Origin of the sequence: Candidatus Poriferisodalis sp. (genome assembly GCF_965262965.1) — a bacterium.
In the GTDB taxonomy this organism is placed as follows: Bacteria; Actinomycetota; Acidimicrobiia; order Acidimicrobiales; family Poriferisodalaceae; genus Poriferisodalis.
On the sequence record NZ_OZ253573.1, the window covers coordinates 1,949,910 to 1,968,855 of the forward strand.

Sequence of the window (18,946 nt, forward strand, 5' to 3'; positions counted from 1 at the left end):
ACAACAACCACCGGATCGGCAGCCGACGCCCAGCCGCGCTGTGCCGCTGCGCACTCGGGCGGCACCGGGCATCACTTGGCTACGGTTTGCGCCGTGAGTGCTTCGGGTCAAGGGTTGCGCGGTCGTACCGCTGTCGCGGGAGTCGGCGAGACCACCTATTACAAACGAGGTCAATCGCCCGATCCGGAATTCGTGCTGGTGCTCAAGGCGATCCTGGCTGCCTGCGAAGACGCCGGCATCAACCCACGGGAAATCGACGGCTTCTGCTCCTACAGCAACGACCGCAACACGCCAGCCCGGCTGGCGAATGCGTTGGGCTTATCTGAGCTGCGCTACTCGAACATGCAGTGGGGCGGCGGCGGGGGCGGTGCAGCAGGCGTCGTGCAGAACGCCGCCGGCGCGGTGCTCGCCGGTTCAGCGAACGTGGTCATCGCCTACCGCGGACTTGCCCAAGGGCAGTACGGACGGTTCGGCCAAGGCGGGCGGCGGCCGGCGATCAGCGGCGAGTACGCCTACACCATTCCCTACGGCGTCATGAGCCCGGCGCAGGTGTATGCCATGCGCACGACCCGGCTCATGCACGAGCACGACATCGACCGGTCGACGATGCGAGCCGTGGCACTGGCCGCATATCACCACGCACAGAACAACCCCCGGGCGGTCATGCACGGCCGGCCGCTGGACGCAGAGACGTACGACTCGGCGCGCTGGATCACCGAACCGTTTCGCCTCTACGACTGCTGCCTAGAGAACGACGGTGCCGCCGCCATGGTCGTCACCTCCGCTGAGCGAGCCGCTGACCTCAGCGACACCCCCGTGCTGGTGCTGGCGGCCCAGCAGAGCGGCGGGCATCGCTCCGGAGCGTGGGTCCACAACCCGACCGATTACGCAACCTCGAGCTTCAAGTTCGCGGCACAACATCTCTACGAGCAGGCAGGTGTGGCACCCGAAGACGTCGACGTGGTGCAGAGCTACGAGAACTTCACCGGCGCCGTCGTGATGAGCTTGATCGAGCATGGTCTGTGCACCTACGAGAACGCCAACGAAATGCTGACGTTCGAGAACTTGCGAGCAGACGGCGGATCGCTCCCGCTGAACACCAGCGGCGGCAATCTCGCCGAGTGCTACATGCACGGCCTCGGAATGCAGATAGAAGCAGTCCGGCAGGTGCGCGGCGACTCCACGAACCAAGTGCGCGATGTAAAGGTCTCGCTGTCCAACGCCGGCCCAATGGTCGAGATCGCATCGACGGCTATCTACGGCACCGCCGAGGCACTGCGATGAGCACCGCATCGAGCGGCAACGGCAACACCTACCTGCCGAAGGGCCTCACCCAGCCGGCACCGATGCGCGACGGCCTCGACCTTCCGTATTGGGAAGGCACCCGCGAACACGAACTGCGGGTGCAACGCTGCGCCGATTGCGGCACGCATCAGTGGGGTCCCGAGTGGATGTGCCACGCCTGCCAGTCGCTCGACGTCGAATGGGTGGCCGTCGAGCCCGCCGCCCGCATCTACTCGTGGCAGCGCGTCTATCACCCGGTGCATCCAGCGCTCGCCAACCACGGCCCCTACATCGTGGTGCTCGTCGAGCTCCCCCACGCCGACAACCTGCGGATGCTGGGCAACCTTCTCGGCGACCCGATGGCCGACATCGTCATCGGCAGCGACGTCAAGGCCGTCTTCGAGGACCACGACGACGGCAGCCCACCCTTCACCCTCGTCCAATGGCAGGTCGCTACTAGCAACGGCTGAAACAGTCTGCCTCGGACCGTGACAGAAACCGATTCCGAAGATCGCTGGCGGATCATGTAGAAGTACCTGGGTGCTCCGCCGCATGTCGAAGAAGCCAGTGGTTCGAACGAGCGAGGCCACATCGGGGACCTATCCGACCTCCACGGATCTTTCAGCCGAACAAGTCATCGCCAACCGTCGCGAGACCATCGACTTGATCTTGGCGGAGGTGTTGCGACAGCGTCGGGAACAGGACGAGCGCCTGGAATATGTTCGCCGTGTTGCTGCCCTGTTCTTGGGCATCTCATTGCCGGCGACCGCTCTAGCACTGACGAGACTCGAAGGCAGTATTCCGCTGGTACGCGCGACCGTCGCCTGCCTTCTGCTGCTCGGCGGCTTGTGGGCCACCTACGGCGTCTTGCGGCCCCGCGACTGGCAAGCAGGGCCCAGTATTGAAGAACTCATCAGCGGCCCATACCGGCTTGGAGCCGACGCACATGATTTTCGATGGGTGCTGGTTCGCTCACACCAGGAAGTCTTCGCAGCAAACGAGACACAGGTCCGCCGTGCGCAGCGCAGCTTCGTCCTCGCCCTCGTGCTGCTCACCCTCAGCGCCGTCGTCTTGTGGTCGTCATTCGTTGGGTAGGGTGAATCCATGCCACATCGAACTTCCGACGGGAGCGGCAGCGAGACGCCCGCACCACAGAACGACCCGGCTCCGTCGAATCAACCAGCAGAGCCTCCACCGCTGCCAGATCTGCCACCCGTCGCCCCTACGCTCGTCGAACGAGGCGACACACAGCACTACCGAGATCTCGCGCAACGTCAGCGAGACCGTACTGAACGCCGTGGATAACGAGGAAGCTCCCGCCCAACCTCCTGCCCCAGAGTCGGAGAGCACACCCCCACCTCTTCCGGACTTGCCAAGCGTGGAGCCAACCGAGGTAAAGCACGAAGAGCCACCACCTCCGAGCCGGATTGAACTTTCCGACGAGGGCTGACGACTCATCTTCGGAGATCAGGAGGTCTTCGATACCGCTGTGCCCGCTTTTTCGCAGATTGGTCCGCGCCCCATTGACTTGGATCGCCCTTCACGAGTGCCGCGTCGTTCGGCGCGTCGCTGAATCGAGCGGGCTCCAGAACTCACAACTTCGCTCCCCTCACAGCGCACGTCGCTGGGAGGCGACGGGCACCGTGCGAAGCCGATACGAATACCATCTCGCAGCGAACGCGACTCCTCAAGTTCCGGAGTCCGCGAGCCAAGCAGCGGGGCACCTGCAACGCCGTATCCACGCCAGAGCGGAGGGTTGAGTGCAAGCGCAGAAACACAGCGAGATGGTCAACTTCATTTTGAGCATCTGCAACATCAGCAGCGCCGTCGAGGCAGTCTTCGAGGACCACGACGACGGCAGCCCGCCCTTCACACTCGTCCAATGGCAGGCGTCCGCCTCCTAGACCGAGTTGAGCGCGGACGCTGCAGCGCGTCGTGCAAGATCGACGAGGTCAGGGACTTGGCGCTGGCTTCGGACTCACACCGAGGCTCGCCCGCAGATTGTCGAGGGCATCGACAGTGTCTTCGAAATAGTTGGAATGTGTGACCTTGATGGCGTCCATCGAGTCCGCTCCCAGCAACACAACCTCCACCCGGGGATTGCTCCGGTACTGCTCCTCGCGCTCGCTGTAAGCCTTGAGCGCTCGCGTGGTGTCACTGAATTGCTCAAGGCTGAGCTGTGCCCTCGCGTCGTGATCGAAGGCGATGAGGAAATCAAACGTCCTAGACAACGCCATCAGTCCTCTCCAATACCCTGACCAAACGACTGTATTGCAAGGCCCAACGCCGACGTCATAGCCAGCCGGGTGAGAATGTCTAGGAGGGCCTCCTCGGTCGGTGGCTGTCCGGGCATGCGCTGCGACAAGAGATCAGACAGCCGCCTCACTCGAGAAGGACACGGGCAACGATCTCGGATCGCAGTTCGCCGCGGAGCAGCTCTGAGGTACGCCGAAGAGATCTAGTTCTCGCTGCCGTCCTGCGGCTTGCTGGGCTTGGGACGCGGCCGGAACGCGTTTGTGGGCACATCCGCAGGGCCGACGCCAGCCTTAGCCTGAATCCACCGGTGTGGTGGGTGTGCGGGGGTGGTCGCGTCCGCGAAAAAGGCCTCCTGATCTGCGACGATTGTGATGTCGATATTCACGTTCGTCTCAAAAACAGGAGGCACTTTTTGTGTCTGGATCATCGCGCAGGCTGGACCGGTTCGCAACGACGTTCGATCATGAGGGCCTGGTGGCCAACGCGGGCCTGATCCTGGCGGGAACGCTGATGGACCGTCTGGGCCTTTCGGCGCTGATCGAGCGGTGGGTGCGCACGGGTTCGGCGAACCCGGGCCCCAAGATCCTCACGGTGGTCGCCGCGATGCTCGCGGGGGCCACCCATATCGATCACGTCGAGATGCTGCGCGCCGGGCGCACCGGTCGGGTGCTGGGGTTCACACCGATGGCGCCGTCCACGGTGGGGTCGTTCTTGCGGACGTTCACGTTCGGTCACGCCCGCCAGCTCGACGCGGTGCTGTCGCGCACGCTCGCTCGTGCATGGGGGCTGGGAGCGGGCCCGGGCCGTGCGCCGCTGACGGTCGATGTGGACTCCACGGTCTGCGAGGTCCACGGCAAACAAAAACAAGGAGCCGCGTACGGCTACACCAGCGTGCTCGGCTATCACCCGCTGCTCGCCGCACGCGCCGACACCCGCGAGGTGCTCGCCGCCCGCATGCGCAAAGGCTCCGCGGGGTCCTCGCGAGGCGTGGTGCGCTTCGTCGACGAGCTCGTCGCCAGCCTCAGGCGCGCTGGGACCGCCGGGCCGACCACAGTGCGCGCCGACTCGGGATTCTGGTCCCGCAAACTGATCGACCGCCTCGACGCCCACAACATCAAATGGTCGATCACCGTCGCCCTCAGATCCTCTGTGCGCACAGCGATCCAAGCAATCCGCGACGACGCATGGGCCGACATCGCCTACACCAACAGCGGCCACGCCCAAGTCGCCGAAACCGCCTACGTCACCGGCCGCGGCAAAACGGAGCGCACCGTGCGCCTCGTCGTGCGCCGCACCCGCCTCGCCCAGGGCGCACAGCAACGACTGCGGCCCGACTGGCGACACCACGCATTCATCACCAACACCGAACACGACACCGCCGCCGCTGACGAGTTCCACCGCGGCCACGCCGTGGTCGAGCTCGCCATCCGCGACCTCAAAGAAGGCTCCGGGCTCGAACACGTCCCCTCAGGCCACTACGGCGCGAACTGCGCACCGCTCGCCTGCGCAGCGCTCGCCCACAACATCGGCCACTGGACCGACACGCTCGCCGGCGCGCCGGCGGCCACGAACCGCTCGCGCCGCACCCGACTCGTCGCACTCGCCGCCGTGGCAGTCAACCGCTCCGGCACACCCACCCTGCGATACCCCGCCCGCTGGCCCTGGGCACCACAATTCACAGCCACACTCAACGCTCTCAGGGCTCTGCCCGGACCCTCCGGCTAAACGGCACAGCCCGGAACTGACGCCCCCACACAAACCCAGCGTCGACAACCCCGAACCACACCCGCACCCCCAGCCCGACACGCCCAAACACACCAAACCACACCCCCAACAACCCGACGCGACCCCAACCCGCCACCAGCCCAGAAACCCCACGCTCACCAACAGCCAATCGGTGGATTCAGGCTTAGAGGCCGCGCGGATTGGCCATCGTGTTGTGCGTCTGACTTTGCCGCGGAGGGTCCACCGAGGAATGAACCAAGTCTGATCGTGTTCTCGCTGACGCGTGAAGGAGCATCAGATGACTGTCAGCGAGGGTCGGCGTCGACCGAAGAAGCTGTCCGCGGAGACGAAGTGGGAGATCTACTTGCAGGTCGCGGGCGGAGAGATCACCCAGGCCGACGCCGCCCGGAAGTGGGGGGTCGATGTGTCGACGATCATCTCCATCCGCCGGACGGTGAAGGACGCGGCGCTGGCTGCGCTGGCCCGCAAACCGGGTCGCCCGGCCACCGAACGGAACTGGGAGCTCGAAGCGGCCCGGGCAGAGATCGGTCAGCTCACCGAGGCGATCAAGGTCCAAGCGATCGAGTTGGCCATTGTCCGGGGAAAATCCGGCTGGGACTGAACGGACCGGTCCCGGCGAGAGTCCCCGCCGAGGCCAAAGAGCTGGTCCTCAACACCGTCGACGACGCCGTTGCCGCCGGGTTCTGGCACACATGGGCCACCGGTGTGTGGCAGGTCTCCGACGACCGGGTGCACCGCTGGCGGGCCCGCCGACGCGAGCTGGGCACGCTCAGCGACCTCGCCCCGGGCGGCGCGCCGGTGCATGCGGTGCTGGCCGACGAAGTCGCGGAGGTCCTCGCTGTCGCTGAAGAGTGGGGACCGGTCGACCGGTCGCACCGCAAGCTCGCCCACCGCGGTTCCTATGTGGGCCGGGTGTGGGTGGCCCCCTCGACGTTTCGGCGCGTTCTGGCTGCCCACGGGCTTGTGCTGCCCGAACAGCCGCCGACACCACGGCGGCCCAAGACGCCGTGGCCCCACTGGCTGGTCTGGGAACCGAACAGGATCTGGATCTGGGACGTCACCCACTTCGGGCGGGCCCGGCGCTGCGTGTTCGCCATCGTCGACATGGTCTCCCGCTACTGGATCACCACCCTGGTCTCGACCGAGGAGACCTCCACCCAAGTGCGCGTCATCTTCGACCAGGCGCTGCTAGCCCAAGATCTCGACGAGCTGCTCACCGACGACCGCCTCGATCTCGACATCGACGACCCCGACCGGCCGATCCTGCTCGCCGTGTCCGACAACGGCCCGGCCATGACCAGCCACGACACCCGCGCCTACATGGCGATGATGGCCATCGCCCAACACCACGGCCGACCCCACACCCCCACCGACCAAGCCTGGATCGAGAGTTTCTTCGGGCACATCAAGCACGAATGGCCCCACCTCGACGAGATCACCGACCCGGCGTTGCTCGACACAGAGCTGGCACGCATCCGGATCGACTACAACGAAGTCCGGCTGCACGAAGCGCTCGGCTACGTCACCCCCGACGACGAACACCACCAACGAGGAGAACCGATCCGCGAGGCCCGCCGGCAAGGCCTCCAACGAGCCCGCACACGACGGCTCGACCACAACCGCCGGACCACCACCAACAACCCCGAGAACACAGCATGACTTGGTTCATTTCTCAGCCGATCTCCGCGGAAGACTCAGACACACCTCAATCCACGGGTTGGCTGGTTCCCCGGTGTATTGGTCGGGTTGTCCGAACAAGACAACCCGTGGAGGCCGGTTTCATCATGCGCGCTTTGGAGTCTGAGGTGGTGGATGTGATCTGGGCGGCGGTGGAGCCGATGCTGCCGGTGCGGCCGGTTCGTGACCTTGGCAGGGGGCATCGGCCCCGGATATCGGACCGGCTGTGCTTTTGGGGGATCCTGGTGCGGCTGGCCACGGGCTGCTCGTGGCAGTGCGCGGAGGCGCTGCTGGGATGGCAGGTGTCGGACACGACGCTGCGGTCGCGCCGCGACGAGTGGGTCGCTGCGGGCGTGTTCGAGCGGATCGCGGCCGAAGCGATCGCCGCCTATGACCGGATCGTGGGTCTCGACCTCGATGACGTGTGCATCGACGGGTCCACCCACAAAGCTCCCTGCGGTGGGGAAGGGACCGGCAAAAGCCCCGTGGACCGGCGCAAATCAGGCTGGAAGTGGTCGATCGCGATCGACGGGGCGGGGATCCCGGTCGGGTGGGCCGCCGCGGGCGCGAACCGCAACGACATCATGCTGTTCGACCCGACCGTGGCCGAGATCGAACGGCGGGGGCTGCATCACGACACCGAGACCTTGCACCTCGACCGCGGCTACTGGGGCGCCCGCGTCGACCGGTCAGCCGCCGCGGCGGGCATCTGCGATCTGGTGCGGCCCCCCAAACGCAGACCCGGCCACGACGGCCCCGCAGAACCGGTCACAGCGCCGCTGGGGCTGCGCTGGCGCGTCGAGCGAACCAACTCATGGCTGTCCAACTACGGCCAGCTACGACGAAACACCGACCGCAAACCCGAGCACCGCCTCGCCCAACTCGCCCTCGCCGTCGCCTTGATCATCGCCATCAAACTCATCGACCACCGCAACCGCTGGCAACCCCACAACCGCCCAACCCGCTAACGCTCTTAGCCTGAATCCACCGGTGTGGTGGGTGTGTGGGGGTTGCCGCGTCCGCGAAAAAGGCCTCCTGATCTGCGACGATTGTGATGTCGATATCCACGTTCGTCTCAAAAATAGGAGGCACTTTTTGTGTCTGGATCATCGCGCAGGCTGGACCGGTTCGCAACGACGTTCGATCATGAGGGCCTGGTGGCCAACGCGGGCCTGATCCTGGCGGGAACGCTGATGGACCGTTTGGGTGTTTCGGCGCTGATCGAGCGGTGGGTGCGCACGGGTTCGGCGAACCCGGGCCCCAAGATTCTCACCGTGGTCGCCGCGATGCTCGCGGGGGCCACTCACATCGATCATGTCGAGATGCTGCGCGCCGGCGGCACCGGTCGGGTGCTGGGGTTCACACCGATGGCGCCGTCCACGGTGGGGTCGTTCTTGCGGACGTTCACGTTCGGTCACGTCCGCCAGCTCGAAGCGGTGCTGTCGCGCACGCTGGCTCGTGCATGGGGACTGGGCGCGGGCCCCGGCGAGGCGCCGCTGGTGGTCGATGTGGACTCCACGGTCTGCGAGGTCCACGGCAAACAAAAACAAGGAGCCGCGTACGGCTACACCAAAAAGCTCGGCTATCACCCGCTGCTCGCCGCACGCGCCGACACCCGCGAGGTGCTCGGCGCACGCATGCGCAAAGGCTCCGCGGGGTCGTCGCGAGGCGTGGTGCGCTTCGCCGACGAGCTCGTCGCAAGCCTGCGACGCGCCGGGGCGACCGGGCCGACCACGGTGCGCGCCGACTCGGGATTCTGGTCATGGAAACTGATCGACCGTCTCGACGCCCACGACATCAAATGGTCGATCACCGTCGCCCTCAGATCCTCTGTGCGCACAGCGATCCAAGCGATCCGCGACGACGCGTGGGCCGACATCGACTACACCAACAGCGGCCACGCCCAAGTCGCCGAGACGACCTATGCCACCGGCCGCGGCAAAGCCAAGCGCACCGTTCGCCTCGTGGTGCGCCGCACCCGCCTCACCAACAGCGCACAGCAACGACTGCGGCCCGACTGGCGACACCACGCATTCAACGCCAACACCGAACACGACACCGCCGCCGCGGACGAGTTCCACCGCGCCCACGCCGTGGTCGAGCTCGCCATCCGCGACCTCAAAGAAGGCACCGGGCTCGAACACGTCCCCTCAGGCCACTACGCAGCGAACTGCGCACCGCTCGCCTGCGCAGCGCTCGCCCACAACATCGGCCACTGGACCGACACGCTCGCCGGCTCGCCGGCGGCCACCAACCGCTCGCGCCGCACCCGACTCGTCGCCCTCGCCGCCGTGGCAGTCAACCGATCCGGCACACCCACCCTGCGATACCCCGCCCGCTGGCCCTGGGAAACACAATTCACAGCCACACTCAACGCTCTCAGGGCTCTGCCCGGACCCTCCGGCTGACCCGAACAGCCCGGAACTGACGCCCCCACACAAACCCAGCGTCGACAACCCCGAACCACACCCGCACCCCCAGCCGAACACGCCCAAACACACCAAACCACACCCCCAACAACCCGACGCCACCCCAACCCGCCACCGACCCGGGAAACCCGCGCCCACCAAAGGCCAATCGGTGGATTCAGGCTTAGCCTGAATCCACCGATTCGGTGGGTGTGTGTGGGTTGCCGCGTCCGCGAAAAAGGCCTCCTGATCTGCGACGATTGTGATGTTCGTTGTCACATTCGTCTCAAAAACAGGAGGCACTTTTTGTGTCTGGATCATCGCGCAGTCTGGACCGGTTCGCAACGACGTTCGATCATGAGGGCCTGGTGGCCAACGCGGGCCTGATCCTGGCGGGAACGCTGATGGCCCGTCTGGGCCTTGAGGTGTGTCTGAGTCTTCCGCGGAGATCGGCTGAGAAATGAACCAAGTCATGCTGTGTTCTCGGGGTTGTTGGTGGTGGTCCGGCGGTTGTGGTCGAGCCGTCGTGTGCGGGCTCGTTGGAGGCCTTGCCGGCGGGCCTCGCGGATCGGTTCTCCTCGTTGGTGGTGTTCGTCGTCGGGGGTGACGTAGCCGAGCGCTTCGTGCAGCCGGACTTCGTTGTAGTCGATCCGGATGCGTGCCAGCTCTGTGTCGAGCAACGCCGGGTCGGTGATCTCGTCGAGGTGGGGCCATTCGTGCTTGATGTGCCCGAAGAAACTCTCGATCCAGGCTTGGTCGGTGGGGGTGTGGGGTCGGCCGTGGTGTTGGGCGATGGCCATCATCGCCATGTAGGCGCGGGTGTCGTGGCTGGTCATGGCCGGGCCGTTGTCGGACACGGCGAGCAGGATCGGCCGGTCGGGGTCGTCGATGTCGAGATCGAGGCGGTCGTCGGTGAGCAGCTCGTCGAGATCTTGGGCTAGCAGCGCCTGGTCGAAGATGACGCGCACTTGGGTGGAGGTCTCCTCGGTCGAGACCAGGGTGGTGATCCAGTAGCGGGAGACCATGTCGACGATGGCGAACACGCAGCGCCGGGCCCGCCCGAAGTGGGTGACGTCCCAGATCCAGATCCTGTTCGGTTCCCAGACCAGCCAGTGGGGCCACGGCGTCTTGGGCCGCCGTGGTGTCGGCGGCTGTTCGGGCAGCACAAGCCCGTGGGCAGCCAGAACGCGCCGAAACGTCGAGGGGGCCACCCACACCCGGCCCACATAGGAACCGCGGTGGGCGAGCTTGCGGTGCGACCGGTCGACCGGTCCCCACTCTTCAGCGACAGCGAGGACCTCCGCGACTTCGTCGGCCAGCACCGCATGCACCGGCGCGCCGCCCGGGGCGAGGTCGCTGAGCGTGCCCAGCTCGCGTCGGCGGGCCCGCCAGCGGTGCACCCGGTCGTCGGAGACCTGCCACACACCGGTGGCCCATGTGTGCCAGAACCCGGCGGCAACGGCGTCGTCGACGGTGTTGAGGACCAGCTCTTTGGCCTCGGCGGGGACTCTCGCCGGGACCGGTCCGTTCAGTCCCAGCCGGATTTTCCCCGGACAATGGCCAACTCGATCGCTTGGACCTTGATCGCCTCGGTGAGCTGACCGATCTCTGCCCGGGCCGCTTCGAGCTCCCAGTTCCGTTCGGTGGCCGGGCGACCCGGTTTGCGGGCCAGCGCAGCCAGCGCCGCGTCCTTCACCGTCCGGCGGATGGAGATGATCGTCGACACATCGACCCCCCACTTCCGGGCGGCGTCGGCCTGGGTGATCTCTCCGCCCGCGACCTGCAAGTAGATCTCCCACTTCGTCTCCGCGGACAGCTTCTTCGGTCGACGCCGACCCTCGCTGACAGTCATCTGATGCTCCTTCACGCGTCAGCGAGAACACGATCAGACTTGGTTCATTCCTCGGTGGACCCTCCGCGGCAAAGTCAGACGCACAACAAGCCCAGAAACCCCACGCTCACCAACAGCCAATCGGTGGATTCAGGCTTAGAGGATCAGCGGATAGGTGGTTGTTGGGGTTGCCAGCGGTTGCGGTGGTCGATGAGTTTGATGGCGATGATCAAGGCGACGGCGAGGGCGAGTTGGGCGAGGCGGTGCTCGGGTTTGCGGTCGGTGTTTCGTCGCAGCTGGCCGTAGTTGGACAGCCATGAGTTGGTTCGCTCGACGCGCCAGCGCAGCCCCAGCGGCGCTGTGACCGGTTCTGCGGGGCCGTCGTGGCCGGGTCTGCGTTTGGGGGGCCGCACCAGATCGCAGATGCCCGCCGCGGCGGCTGACCGGTCGACGCGGGCGCCCCAGTAGCCGCGGTCGAGGTGCAAGGTCTCGGTGTCGTGATGCAGCCCCCGCCGTTCGATCTCGGCCACGGTCGGGTCGAACAGCATGATGTCGTTGCGGTTCGCGCCCGCGGCGGCCCACCCGACCGGGATCCCCGCCCCGTCGATCGCGATCGACCACTTCCAGCCTGATTTGCGCCGGTCAACGGGGCTTTTGCCGGTCCCTTCCCCACCGCAGGGAGCTTTGTGGGTGGACCCGTCGATGCACACGTCATCGAGGTCGAGACCCACGATCCGGTCATAGGCGGCGATCGCTTCGGCCGCGATCCGCTCGAACACGCCCGCAGCGACCCACTCGTCGCGGCGCGACCGCAGCGTCGTGTCCGACACCTGCCATCCCAGCAGCGCCTCCGCGCACTGCCACGAGCAGCCCGTGGCCAGCCGCACCAGGATCCCCCAAAAGCACAGCCGGTCCGATATCCGGGGCCGATGCCCCCTGCCAAGGTCACGAACCGGCCGCACCGGCAGCATCGGCTCCACCGCCGCCCAGATCACATCCACCACCTCAGACTCCAAAGCGCGCATGATGAAACCGGCCTCCACGGGTTGTCTTGTTCGGACAACCCGACCAATACACCGGGGAACCAGCCAACCCGTGGATGGCCAATCCGCGCGGCCTCTTAGGGTGAAACGCACTACGGCCTGACTGGAAGCGAGATCGGACGCACTCTCGCGGATGTCCGTATTCCCGACGTAAGCCCCACCATCACCAAGCGCGATCGGCTCTACTAGGCGCTCGCGGACGGACAAGCCCAGGACGGTGCCGGCAACTGTGTTGTGGCGTTCATTCGGGTAGCGATGTTGCCGGTCAAGTACCGGAACGATCCCGCGCTGCGTAGCCGTCGGCAAGACGACCTCAACGAGGTACTTGTGCATACGGGTTTGAGCGTCAAAGACGATGGCCAGGTGGCGCACCTGCGAGACGGTGCGGCGACGACTCTTGACGAGGCCGCTCGGCGAGCCGGCAGCCTGCGTACCGAGCTCCGTCGACGCGGCACCCATCCCGATGTCCTGCGTTACTGCACTGATGAGCTTCTGCGAAGGGCCAACTTTCACGCAGAGCACGAGGCTGCGAAGAGCATTCCAGATCGCCTCCGCGTGCTCACGGGTCGTGTCGACGATGGCGCGGACTTGATCAACGCAACGCTCACTCCGTCGAGTGGTCCCGCCGTCGCCATCAACGCTGGCCGCACACCGTCGGATCGCAGCGAGCAATCAGGCCTCGCCAACTTCGCGATCGGGCTGTTGGGCCTCTACCGAAACCCGCTGGCTCACGACCCAAGGCTGCGCCGCAAGATCAGCGACGACGAACTGCTTGAGGCGCTCACGGCAATTTCCATGGTGCAGCGCCGACTCGATGATGCGACGATCGCACGGGTCTCCTGACGCCGCGAGGAGGCCATCCGGGAGCCGGAACGTGTGAACGATTTCGACAAGTTTCGCCCTGGCGCTCTTGGCCGTGTCAAGCGTCGGCTGATCGCTCGGCTCGTCGGGAACGACGCAATCGTCGACCGGTGTCTCAGCGATGAGGAATCCGGCGAATTCGTTATCGTCGGCATCCTGCACGGCATCTTCGATCCCGTCCGAACCGAGGTGCTCCGCACATGGCAACCGTCCACACGCTGAAGATCTCTCTGAAGTCCGTCAAGCCTCGTGTTTGGCGCCGCATCGAAGTGCCGTCCAATATCGCCCTTCACAATCTCGCCGGCCTTCTGGTGAGGGGGATGGGCTGGGAGGGCTACCACCTCCATTCGTTCGAGATCGACGGCGTCACCTACCAGCGACCTGGACCATTCGACGACTCTCCGTTTGGCCGTCAGTCCCGCGACGAGTCCAAGTACCGACTCGGCACAGTGCTCGGCGAAGTGGGCGCAAAGATGCGATGGGACTATGACTTCGGCGACGGTTGGGAGCATGACATCCTCGTCGAAGCAATAGCGCCCGCCGAGGCAGGCGTGACCTACCCACGCTGCGTTGCCGGTCGCCGGGCGTGCCCGCCTGAAGATTGCGGCGGCTGGTGGGGCTACGCGAATCTGCTCGAGGCGATCGCCGACAAGCAACATCCGGACCATCAGGAGTTGACCGAATGGCTCGGGCATGGCTTCAACCCAGCGCACTTCGATCCCGTTGAGGCGACCCGAGCCATGTAGTCACCAACCTGGCCGGACGGCTGCGACTGAATCCTGAATCGCCGCGGGACTGCCGCTGCTCGGCAGTCTGCCCCCTCGGAACATTCCGATGGACTGGGCACCACCGGCCAGCACGACGCACAATGCACTCAGGCCGCTTGAGCCGAGGCTCTTGTCAGGTCACATTCTTTGCGACGCCCAATATCGATCAATTCAGCGATGCCGGATGGACGCGCAGCTGAGTGTGGCGTGCGAGCGCCGTGAAGTCACGATCGGCATGAAGCACTTCCGCGCCGTTCCTGATGGCAATTGCCGCAATGAGACAGTTGATCATGTTGCGCACGGTCGAGCCTGACTGCCGACACGTTCGGTACAGCAGTGCGGCGCGCTGGTAGTCGATCGTGTTCGTAGGAACGACGTGAGCGCGCCCAAGCAGCGCACGTAACCGGGCTACGTGGACTTCATTGCGAGCACCAGCCAGAAGCTCCATACGGATGGCATCGCAGGTGAGCGCGCCTCCGGCCAATGCCGATGCCACGGCGTCAGAAATGCGACCGTGATCATCCCGCAGGTACGCGACCCAAGCGGACGTCTCGACGAGAACTGTCGCGACCGCTGGACGCGCCCTTGGCCGTGACTGGATCACAAGTGTTCGATCCTGCCTCCACGCATCGCTTCCAAGTCACCTTCCCAACCGCTACCCCTCATGGCAAGCGCTTCGTCCAGGGACATGGGTTCCTCCGCAGCCAGTTCCAAGGCGAAGTTCACGGCTGCCCGTTTGCTGGTGAGCCCGTATCGCACCATGACGCGCGAACACGCCGCCTCGTCGATGTCGATGTTTGTGCGTGCCATACACTAATAATACACTACTCGCCGGCCGCTACATCGACGGGGCACTCAGCGGCGGTGCAGCGGACTTAGCATTCGGGCGAGAGACGCGAGGGGGTGCTGGCGATGGCTCGTGTCGACGCAGCGCATCCGGACAACGTCAACGGGCCGTGGTTCGTCGATACGCGCTGCATCCGATGCGACGTCGCCCGGCATTGGGCACCCGGTCTCATCGAGATGGACGACAGCGGGCTCTCCTACTTGGCGCGCCAACCTGAAAGTCCGGCCGAGACCGCGGCGTTGTGGCGTGCCGTCGAGGCCTGCCCGACGCAGTCGATCGGCAACCTCGAAATCCGTCGCCCGCCCAGCCCGCCATTCCCCTACGAGCTGACACCCGGTGTGTGGGCGCTCGGGCACAACGCCCGATCTTCGTTCGGGGCGCACTCGTATCTCGTTGAACGGCCCGACGGGAACCTCATGGTCGACTCGCCCCGCTACCTGCGCGGCCTCGCCGAACGAGTGGACGACCTCGGTGGCATCCGGCACGTGCTGCTTAGCCATCGCGACGACGTCGCCGACGCCGACCGGTGGGCCGAGCGCTATGGCGCTCAGGTGTGGATCCATGCCGCCGACGCAGACGCCGCTCCCTACGCCACGGTGATCCTCGACGGCGACGACCCCGCCGTGATCTCGCCGGGGACCGTCGCCATCCCGGTGCCGGGCCACACCGAAGGCTCGGTTGTCTTCCACGTCGACGACCGGTGGCTGTTCAGCGGCGACACTCTCCATTGGAACCACCGCCGGCACGAGCTCGACGTCTTTCCCCAACAGACCTTCCACTCGTGGGACGAACTCGCAGGCTCGATGGACCTGCTCTCGACGCTCCGTGTCGAGTGGGTGTTTGCCGGCCACGGCTCGTGGCACGACGTCGGGATCGGCCTCTACGCCGACCAGATGTCGAGCCTCGGCGACAAGATGCGCCAGATCAGCCAAGCCAGTTGGGCACAGCGGTCCCGCGCCGCCTACGACTGGTATTGAGCTCCGCCCGATTCGATACGCCGCCCCGGCAGAGACCAGCCTCGCCGGATCAGCCGCCCCGGCAGAGACCAGCCTCGCCAGCTCAGCCTCGCCAGCTCAGCCGTGTTTGTCGGGGCCGGCCTTGGTGATGTGGAAGCGGACCAAGCAGCGTTGGTCCTCGACCATCGCCCGGCGGTAGTCGTCCCAGTCGGGGTGCTCGCCGCTGATCGTGCGGTAGTACTCGACGAGCGGATCGAGCGCAGCCTCGCCCGAGATGATCTCGGCCTGGCATTCGAGCTGAACCCAGCGGCCCAGCCACTTCTCGGGGAACACGCACAGCCACGACTGCGGATCGCGGTGCAGGTTCTTCGTCTTGAACGCGGTCTCGCGAGTGCTCATCACCACCGTGTCGTCGACGACTGCCACCGTCACCGGCGACAACTGCGGAGTGCCGTCACGCGACTTGGTGGCCAGCACCGCACGGTCGTTCTTGCGGACATAGTCGAGCGCCTTCGAGATCTCCATCGGCGCAGCATCGCACACGTGGTGTCGTCAATTCCTCGGAAGCCGGCCGCGTCCGCGAGACTTCGCGCATGAAGATCTCCGCCGCATTCCCGCCGGTTCCCGCCACGCCCGATCACATCGTGCTGGCCGAAGAACTGGGCTACGAGACCGCCTGGGTGTATGACACGCCGGCACTGCAGCTCGACGTCTGGATGACGCTCGCGCTCGCAGGAGTGCGCACCGAACGCATCCGTCTCGGACCGGGAGTGATGATCCCATCGCTGCGCCACCCGATGACGACGGCGGCAGCAATCGCGACGCTTGTCGGGCTCGTCGGACCCGAACGGGTCATCATCGGTGCCGGCACCGGTTTCACAGGGCGGCGGGCGATGGGCCAGAAGCCGCTGCGATGGGCAGATTTCCCCGACATGGTGGCCGACATCCAGGCCTTGCTGCGAGGCGAAACCATCGATGTCGACGGACGGGCAGCACGCATGCTGCATTGGCCGGGCCAAGCGGTCGAGCGGCCGATCGAGGTGCCGTGGATCGTTGCGGTGAACGGCCCTCGTGGCCTCGCTGCCGCCGCAGAGATGGGCTGCGGCGTGTTCACCTCGCGCCCCCGGCCCGACGCCGACTACGGCGGCATCGACGATGTGATCCTTCTCGGCTTCGGCACGATCATGGACGACGACGAGACGATCGAATCGCCCCGGGTGCTCGATACTGCGGGCCCAGGTGTCAGTGTGGCCTACCACGCCTTCCTCGAGCAGCGCGATGCGCGGCTGTCGAACCTTCCCAACGCCGAACGCCTCGCCGAGATCACCGATGCCATGGATCCCGACAAGCGGCACCTCGCACTGCACGAAGGCCACCTCACCGAGCTGAACGCCATCGACCGCCAGGTGCTCACGCCGGAGTCGCTGCCGATCGCGCCATTCGTCTGCCGTGCCGAAGAGGTGCGCGAGCGGATGGAACGCCTCGCCGCAGCGGGCATCACCGAAGTGTCGTTCCAGCCGATGGGCGACGTCGAACGCGAGCTGCGGGCATTCGCCGCGGCGGCCGAGATCTGAGCGCTGACGCATTCGCACTACAAAACCAGCAGCGGCGAACCGCGAGGCGAAACCCAATAGACAGGTGCAACGGCCCGGATCTCAGCGCCGGCGCGTCCACACCGACGAGCCCCCGCAACACTTGCCACGTACCGATCCGCAGCCCCCATCTGGCACTATCTGGGCAATGACAAGTGGGGAAACAGCGGGTCCTGACCCGCGTGAAAGCCCCGGCACCGTTCGTGACATTGTCGATCCCGACACGCTGGCCCTCGCAGAGGCCGCCATCGACTCGCCGCTGACGGCTGCCGAACTGTGCCGTGTCGTCGGCAGCCGCGTCCGAGAGCTCCGTCGGGAGCTGAACATGACGATGTCATCGTTCGCAACCGAAGCCGAGATCTCGCTGGGGATGCTCTCGAAGATCGAGCACGGCCAGAGCGCGCCAAGCCTGTCGACGCTCGTGCGCCTGGCCACCACGGCCAAGGTGCCGGTGACCGCGTTGTTCCGGGGCCTCGACGAGGAGCACGACCTGGTCATCGTCCGAGCAGGCGAAGGTCACGAGATCCACCACGACCGGGGCGGGCACGATCGGCTCTACCAGGACCTCGGTGCCTTGCGCGGCCCGAACCGCGTCATCGAGCCGATGATCACCACCATCGCCGAGCCAGGCGGCGTGTTCCCGCTGTACCAGCACCCCGGCGTGGAATTTCTCCACGTCCTGGAGGGGTCGCTCTACTACGGCTACGGCGGCAAGGCCTACTTGCTGAACACGGGCGACACCATGCAGATCCACGGCGAGGTAGCCCATGGCCCGGTCGAGCTCGTCGAGTTGCCGATACGGTTCATTTCCATCAAGGTGTACCCGGCCAATGAGCCGCGTGCGCCAGCGGGGGGATGATCACATGGGCCTGCTGAGCGCAGTCGCTGAAACGAGGCGGGCGCAATGGGCCTGATGATCGTCGCCGACTGGATCAGCGATAGCGGCGCTTTTCGCGGGAGTCTCGTGCTCTGGATCCTGCTGGCCGCGTCCGTGGGTCTCACGTTCTGGGAATGCCGCGAACGTGGCTACCGGACGACTGTCTTACTGTGGTGGGTGGCGTTCGTCGCCATCACGCATGTGGCGGGCTTCGTCATCCTGCGCTTCTTGGTGCGCCCTCGGGCAGACGCGTGATCTCACAAGCTTGCGAGCCGTAGGACGCCAAGATGCCTGAAGACAAGCCAGTGCCCGAGAACTCGAAGAGCCCGTGGGGTCGCCTCAGAGCGATGCCGGGGCGCCCGGTGCTGCTCCTCGTCGTCGGCCTGATCCTGGCTGTTTCCCTCGTCTTCTTTCCAGCAAGCTGTTCTGGAGTCGACATCGAAGAGGACCAGGCCATAGCCACCGCTCGCGCCGCCCTCGATGCCCACCCTGAGTCCTTCACACCGGAGCGGACTGAGACCAAGATTCTCCGCCAAGGCTTCCCACCGACCGCGATGTGGATCGTGCTCTTCACGGTCGGCGAGCCCGATGGGGGACCGGAACAATTCCTTCATCATGCGGCCATCTGGGTGCACGCCAGTTCCGGCGAGATCCGCCAGGTCATCGTCAGCGAGTCAGACGTCAGCTGACCGACGCCCCTCGATCGAGCACAGCCGGACGCCGCCGCAAGGTCGACAGGCGCGCGTGACGTATCCGCAGATTTCGTCCGCCGATCGGCCACGAGGTTCAAGATCAACCCAT

General features: G+C 65.8%; 25 protein-coding genes. 18 read left to right on the forward strand and 7 right to left on the reverse strand.

Annotated features, from left to right (window positions below):
• Positions 1–93 precede the first annotated feature (93 nt).
• The 4 genes from ACQY5K_RS09310 to ACQY5K_RS09325 all read left to right on the forward strand — a co-directional run bounded on the left by ACQY5K_RS09310 (position 94) and on the right by ACQY5K_RS09325 (position 3,188).
• Positions 94–1,284 (forward strand): thiolase C-terminal domain-containing protein, encoded by a 1,191-nt coding sequence (locus ACQY5K_RS09310; protein WP_428122326.1) that lies wholly within the window; start codon positions 94–96, stop codon positions 1,282–1,284.
• The gene (locus tag ACQY5K_RS09315) at positions 1,281–1,754 is read left to right on the forward strand and encodes a Zn-ribbon domain-containing OB-fold protein (RefSeq protein ID WP_428122328.1); all 474 of its coding nucleotides are present in this window, start codon (positions 1,281–1,283) and stop codon (positions 1,752–1,754) included. The genes ACQY5K_RS09310 and ACQY5K_RS09315 overlap by 4 nt, the downstream gene beginning before the upstream one ends.
• Before the next feature lie 82 nt (positions 1,755–1,836).
• Positions 1,837–2,379 carry a hypothetical protein gene (locus tag ACQY5K_RS09320; RefSeq protein WP_428122330.1) on the forward strand — a complete coding sequence of 181 codons (543 nt, stop codon included), beginning with the start codon at positions 1,837–1,839 and terminating at the stop codon, positions 2,377–2,379.
• A gap of 665 nt (positions 2,380–3,044) precedes the next feature.
• Positions 3,045–3,188, forward strand: coding sequence for a hypothetical protein (locus tag ACQY5K_RS09325; RefSeq protein ID WP_428122332.1), 144 nt, complete (start codon positions 3,045–3,047; stop codon positions 3,186–3,188).
• A gap of 48 nt (positions 3,189–3,236) precedes the next feature.
• On the opposite strand, the gene ACQY5K_RS09330 is transcribed toward ACQY5K_RS09325, so the two are convergent.
• A complete protein-coding gene (locus ACQY5K_RS09330) occupies positions 3,237–3,521 on the reverse strand; it encodes a hypothetical protein (RefSeq protein ID WP_428122334.1) in 285 nt (94 codons plus the stop codon).
• A gap of 433 nt (positions 3,522–3,954) precedes the next feature.
• On the opposite strand from ACQY5K_RS09330, the gene ACQY5K_RS09335 reads away from it, so the two are divergent.
• The 6 genes from ACQY5K_RS09335 (at position 3,955) to ACQY5K_RS09360 (ending at position 9,835) form a co-directional block, all read left to right on the forward strand.
• Entirely contained in the window at positions 3,955–5,265 is a 1,311-nt protein-coding gene (locus ACQY5K_RS09335; protein WP_428122336.1) for an IS1380 family transposase, read from the forward strand.
• A gap of 298 nt (positions 5,266–5,563) precedes the next feature.
• On the forward strand, positions 5,564–5,887 hold the full coding sequence (locus ACQY5K_RS09340; protein WP_428114711.1) for a hypothetical protein: 324 nt from the start codon (positions 5,564–5,566) through the stop codon (positions 5,885–5,887).
• Positions 5,888–5,991: 104 nt separating this feature from the next.
• Positions 5,992–6,945 carry a transposase gene (locus tag ACQY5K_RS09345; RefSeq protein WP_428114710.1) on the forward strand — a complete coding sequence of 318 codons (954 nt, stop codon included), beginning with the start codon at positions 5,992–5,994 and terminating at the stop codon, positions 6,943–6,945.
• A 107-nt stretch (positions 6,946–7,052) separates the two neighbouring features.
• Positions 7,053–7,931: an IS5 family transposase gene (locus ACQY5K_RS09350; RefSeq protein ID WP_428122338.1), complete on the forward strand. Its 879-nt coding sequence runs from the start codon at positions 7,053–7,055 to the stop codon at positions 7,929–7,931.
• A gap of 129 nt (positions 7,932–8,060) precedes the next feature.
• The gene (locus ACQY5K_RS09355; RefSeq protein WP_428122340.1) at positions 8,061–9,371 is read left to right on the forward strand and encodes an IS1380 family transposase; all 1,311 of its coding nucleotides are present in this window, start codon (positions 8,061–8,063) and stop codon (positions 9,369–9,371) included.
• Positions 9,372–9,679: 308 nt separating this feature from the next.
• On the forward strand, positions 9,680–9,835 hold the full coding sequence (locus ACQY5K_RS09360; RefSeq protein WP_428122343.1) for a hypothetical protein: 156 nt from the start codon (positions 9,680–9,682) through the stop codon (positions 9,833–9,835).
• Between the two features lie 6 nt (positions 9,836–9,841).
• Here the strand turns inward: ACQY5K_RS09360 and ACQY5K_RS09365 are convergent, their stop codons facing one another.
• The 3 genes from ACQY5K_RS09365 to ACQY5K_RS09375 all read right to left on the reverse strand — a co-directional run bounded on the left by ACQY5K_RS09365 (position 9,842) and on the right by ACQY5K_RS09375 (position 12,245).
• Entirely contained in the window at positions 9,842–10,795 is a 954-nt protein-coding gene (locus tag ACQY5K_RS09365; protein WP_428114710.1) for a transposase, read from the reverse strand.
• 104 nt (positions 10,796–10,899) lie between these two features.
• Positions 10,900–11,223 carry a hypothetical protein gene (locus tag ACQY5K_RS09370; protein WP_428114711.1) on the reverse strand — a complete coding sequence of 108 codons (324 nt, stop codon included), beginning with the start codon at positions 11,221–11,223 and terminating at the stop codon, positions 10,900–10,902.
• A 143-nt stretch (positions 11,224–11,366) separates the two neighbouring features.
• Positions 11,367–12,245, reverse strand: a complete 879-nt coding sequence (locus ACQY5K_RS09375; RefSeq protein WP_428122345.1) for an IS5 family transposase — start codon at positions 12,243–12,245, stop codon at positions 11,367–11,369.
• A 255-nt stretch (positions 12,246–12,500) separates the two neighbouring features.
• On the opposite strand from ACQY5K_RS09375, the gene ACQY5K_RS09380 reads away from it, so the two are divergent.
• From ACQY5K_RS09380 to ACQY5K_RS09390, 3 genes are read left to right on the forward strand one after another with little or no spacing between them, the layout of a single operon-like run.
• Positions 12,501–13,088: a TIGR02391 family protein gene (locus ACQY5K_RS09380; RefSeq protein WP_428122348.1), complete on the forward strand. Its 588-nt coding sequence runs from the start codon at positions 12,501–12,503 to the stop codon at positions 13,086–13,088.
• 33 nt (positions 13,089–13,121) lie between these two features.
• On the forward strand, positions 13,122–13,328 hold the full coding sequence (locus tag ACQY5K_RS09385) for a hypothetical protein (RefSeq protein ID WP_428122350.1): 207 nt from the start codon (positions 13,122–13,124) through the stop codon (positions 13,326–13,328).
• The gene (locus ACQY5K_RS09390; RefSeq protein ID WP_428122352.1) at positions 13,307–13,852 is read left to right on the forward strand and encodes a plasmid pRiA4b ORF-3 family protein; all 546 of its coding nucleotides are present in this window, start codon (positions 13,307–13,309) and stop codon (positions 13,850–13,852) included. The genes ACQY5K_RS09385 and ACQY5K_RS09390 overlap by 22 nt, the downstream gene beginning before the upstream one ends.
• A gap of 187 nt (positions 13,853–14,039) precedes the next feature.
• On the opposite strand, the gene vapC is transcribed toward ACQY5K_RS09390, so the two are convergent.
• On the reverse strand, positions 14,040–14,477 hold the full coding sequence (gene vapC / locus ACQY5K_RS09395) for a type II toxin-antitoxin system VapC family toxin (RefSeq protein ID WP_428122355.1): 438 nt from the start codon (positions 14,475–14,477) through the stop codon (positions 14,040–14,042).
• On the reverse strand, positions 14,474–14,683 hold the full coding sequence (locus ACQY5K_RS09400; protein WP_420446279.1) for a type II toxin-antitoxin system VapB family antitoxin: 210 nt from the start codon (positions 14,681–14,683) through the stop codon (positions 14,474–14,476). The genes vapC and ACQY5K_RS09400 overlap by 4 nt, the downstream gene beginning before the upstream one ends.
• 102 nt (positions 14,684–14,785) lie before the next feature.
• On the opposite strand from ACQY5K_RS09400, the gene ACQY5K_RS09405 reads away from it, so the two are divergent.
• A complete protein-coding gene (locus ACQY5K_RS09405) occupies positions 14,786–15,697 on the forward strand; it encodes an MBL fold metallo-hydrolase (protein WP_428122357.1) in 912 nt (303 codons plus the stop codon).
• A 96-nt stretch (positions 15,698–15,793) separates the two neighbouring features.
• Here ACQY5K_RS09405 and ACQY5K_RS09410 read toward each other — a convergent pair whose 3' ends face one another.
• Complete coding sequence (locus ACQY5K_RS09410; protein WP_428122360.1) at positions 15,794–16,201, reverse strand: PPOX class F420-dependent oxidoreductase; 408 nt, start codon at positions 16,199–16,201, stop codon at positions 15,794–15,796.
• Positions 16,202–16,269: 68 nt separating this feature from the next.
• On the opposite strand from ACQY5K_RS09410, the gene ACQY5K_RS09415 reads away from it, so the two are divergent.
• The 4 genes from ACQY5K_RS09415 to ACQY5K_RS09430 all read left to right on the forward strand — a co-directional run bounded on the left by ACQY5K_RS09415 (position 16,270) and on the right by ACQY5K_RS09430 (position 18,834).
• Positions 16,270–17,250 carry an LLM class flavin-dependent oxidoreductase gene (locus tag ACQY5K_RS09415; RefSeq protein WP_428122363.1) on the forward strand — a complete coding sequence of 327 codons (981 nt, stop codon included), beginning with the start codon at positions 16,270–16,272 and terminating at the stop codon, positions 17,248–17,250.
• A 166-nt stretch (positions 17,251–17,416) separates the two neighbouring features.
• Positions 17,417–18,127 (forward strand): helix-turn-helix domain-containing protein, encoded by a 711-nt coding sequence (locus ACQY5K_RS09420; RefSeq protein ID WP_428122365.1) that lies wholly within the window; start codon positions 17,417–17,419, stop codon positions 18,125–18,127.
• 45 nt (positions 18,128–18,172) lie between these two features.
• Positions 18,173–18,400, forward strand: a complete 228-nt coding sequence (locus ACQY5K_RS09425) for a hypothetical protein (protein ID WP_428122367.1) — start codon at positions 18,173–18,175, stop codon at positions 18,398–18,400.
• 32 nt (positions 18,401–18,432) lie between these two features.
• On the forward strand, positions 18,433–18,834 hold the full coding sequence (locus ACQY5K_RS09430) for a hypothetical protein (RefSeq protein ID WP_428122369.1): 402 nt from the start codon (positions 18,433–18,435) through the stop codon (positions 18,832–18,834).
• Positions 18,835–18,946: the final 112 nt, after the last annotated feature.

Excerpts from the sequence above, each read along its gene's own strand:
- ACQY5K_RS09370 (WP_428114711.1), bottom strand. The coding sequence starts at position 11,223 with ATGACTGTCAGCGAGGGTCGGCGTCGACCGAAGAAGCTGTCCGCGGAG.
- ACQY5K_RS09315 (WP_428122328.1), top strand. The coding sequence starts at position 1,281 with ATGAGCACCGCATCGAGCGGCAACGGCAACACCTACCTGCCGAAGGGC.
- ACQY5K_RS09320 (WP_428122330.1), top strand. The coding sequence starts at position 1,837 with ATGTCGAAGAAGCCAGTGGTTCGAACGAGCGAGGCCACATCGGGGACC.
- ACQY5K_RS09330 (WP_428122334.1), bottom strand. The coding sequence starts at position 3,521 with ATGGCGTTGTCTAGGACGTTTGATTTCCTCATCGCCTTCGATCACGAC.
- ACQY5K_RS09340 (WP_428114711.1), top strand. The coding sequence starts at position 5,564 with ATGACTGTCAGCGAGGGTCGGCGTCGACCGAAGAAGCTGTCCGCGGAG.
- ACQY5K_RS09415 (WP_428122363.1), top strand. The coding sequence starts at position 16,270 with ATGAAGATCTCCGCCGCATTCCCGCCGGTTCCCGCCACGCCCGATCAC.
- ACQY5K_RS09410 (WP_428122360.1), bottom strand. The coding sequence starts at position 16,201 with ATGGAGATCTCGAAGGCGCTCGACTATGTCCGCAAGAACGACCGTGCG.
- ACQY5K_RS09420 (WP_428122365.1), top strand. The coding sequence starts at position 17,417 with ATGACAAGTGGGGAAACAGCGGGTCCTGACCCGCGTGAAAGCCCCGGC.
- ACQY5K_RS09425 (WP_428122367.1), top strand. The coding sequence starts at position 18,173 with ATGGGCCTGATGATCGTCGCCGACTGGATCAGCGATAGCGGCGCTTTT.
- ACQY5K_RS09400 (WP_420446279.1), bottom strand. The coding sequence starts at position 14,683 with ATGGCACGCACAAACATCGACATCGACGAGGCGGCGTGTTCGCGCGTC.
- ACQY5K_RS09430 (WP_428122369.1), top strand. The coding sequence starts at position 18,433 with ATGCCTGAAGACAAGCCAGTGCCCGAGAACTCGAAGAGCCCGTGGGGT.
- ACQY5K_RS09390 (WP_428122352.1), top strand. The coding sequence starts at position 13,307 with ATGGCAACCGTCCACACGCTGAAGATCTCTCTGAAGTCCGTCAAGCCT.
- ACQY5K_RS09405 (WP_428122357.1), top strand. The coding sequence starts at position 14,786 with ATGGCTCGTGTCGACGCAGCGCATCCGGACAACGTCAACGGGCCGTGG.
- ACQY5K_RS09380 (WP_428122348.1), top strand. The coding sequence starts at position 12,501 with ATGTTGCCGGTCAAGTACCGGAACGATCCCGCGCTGCGTAGCCGTCGG.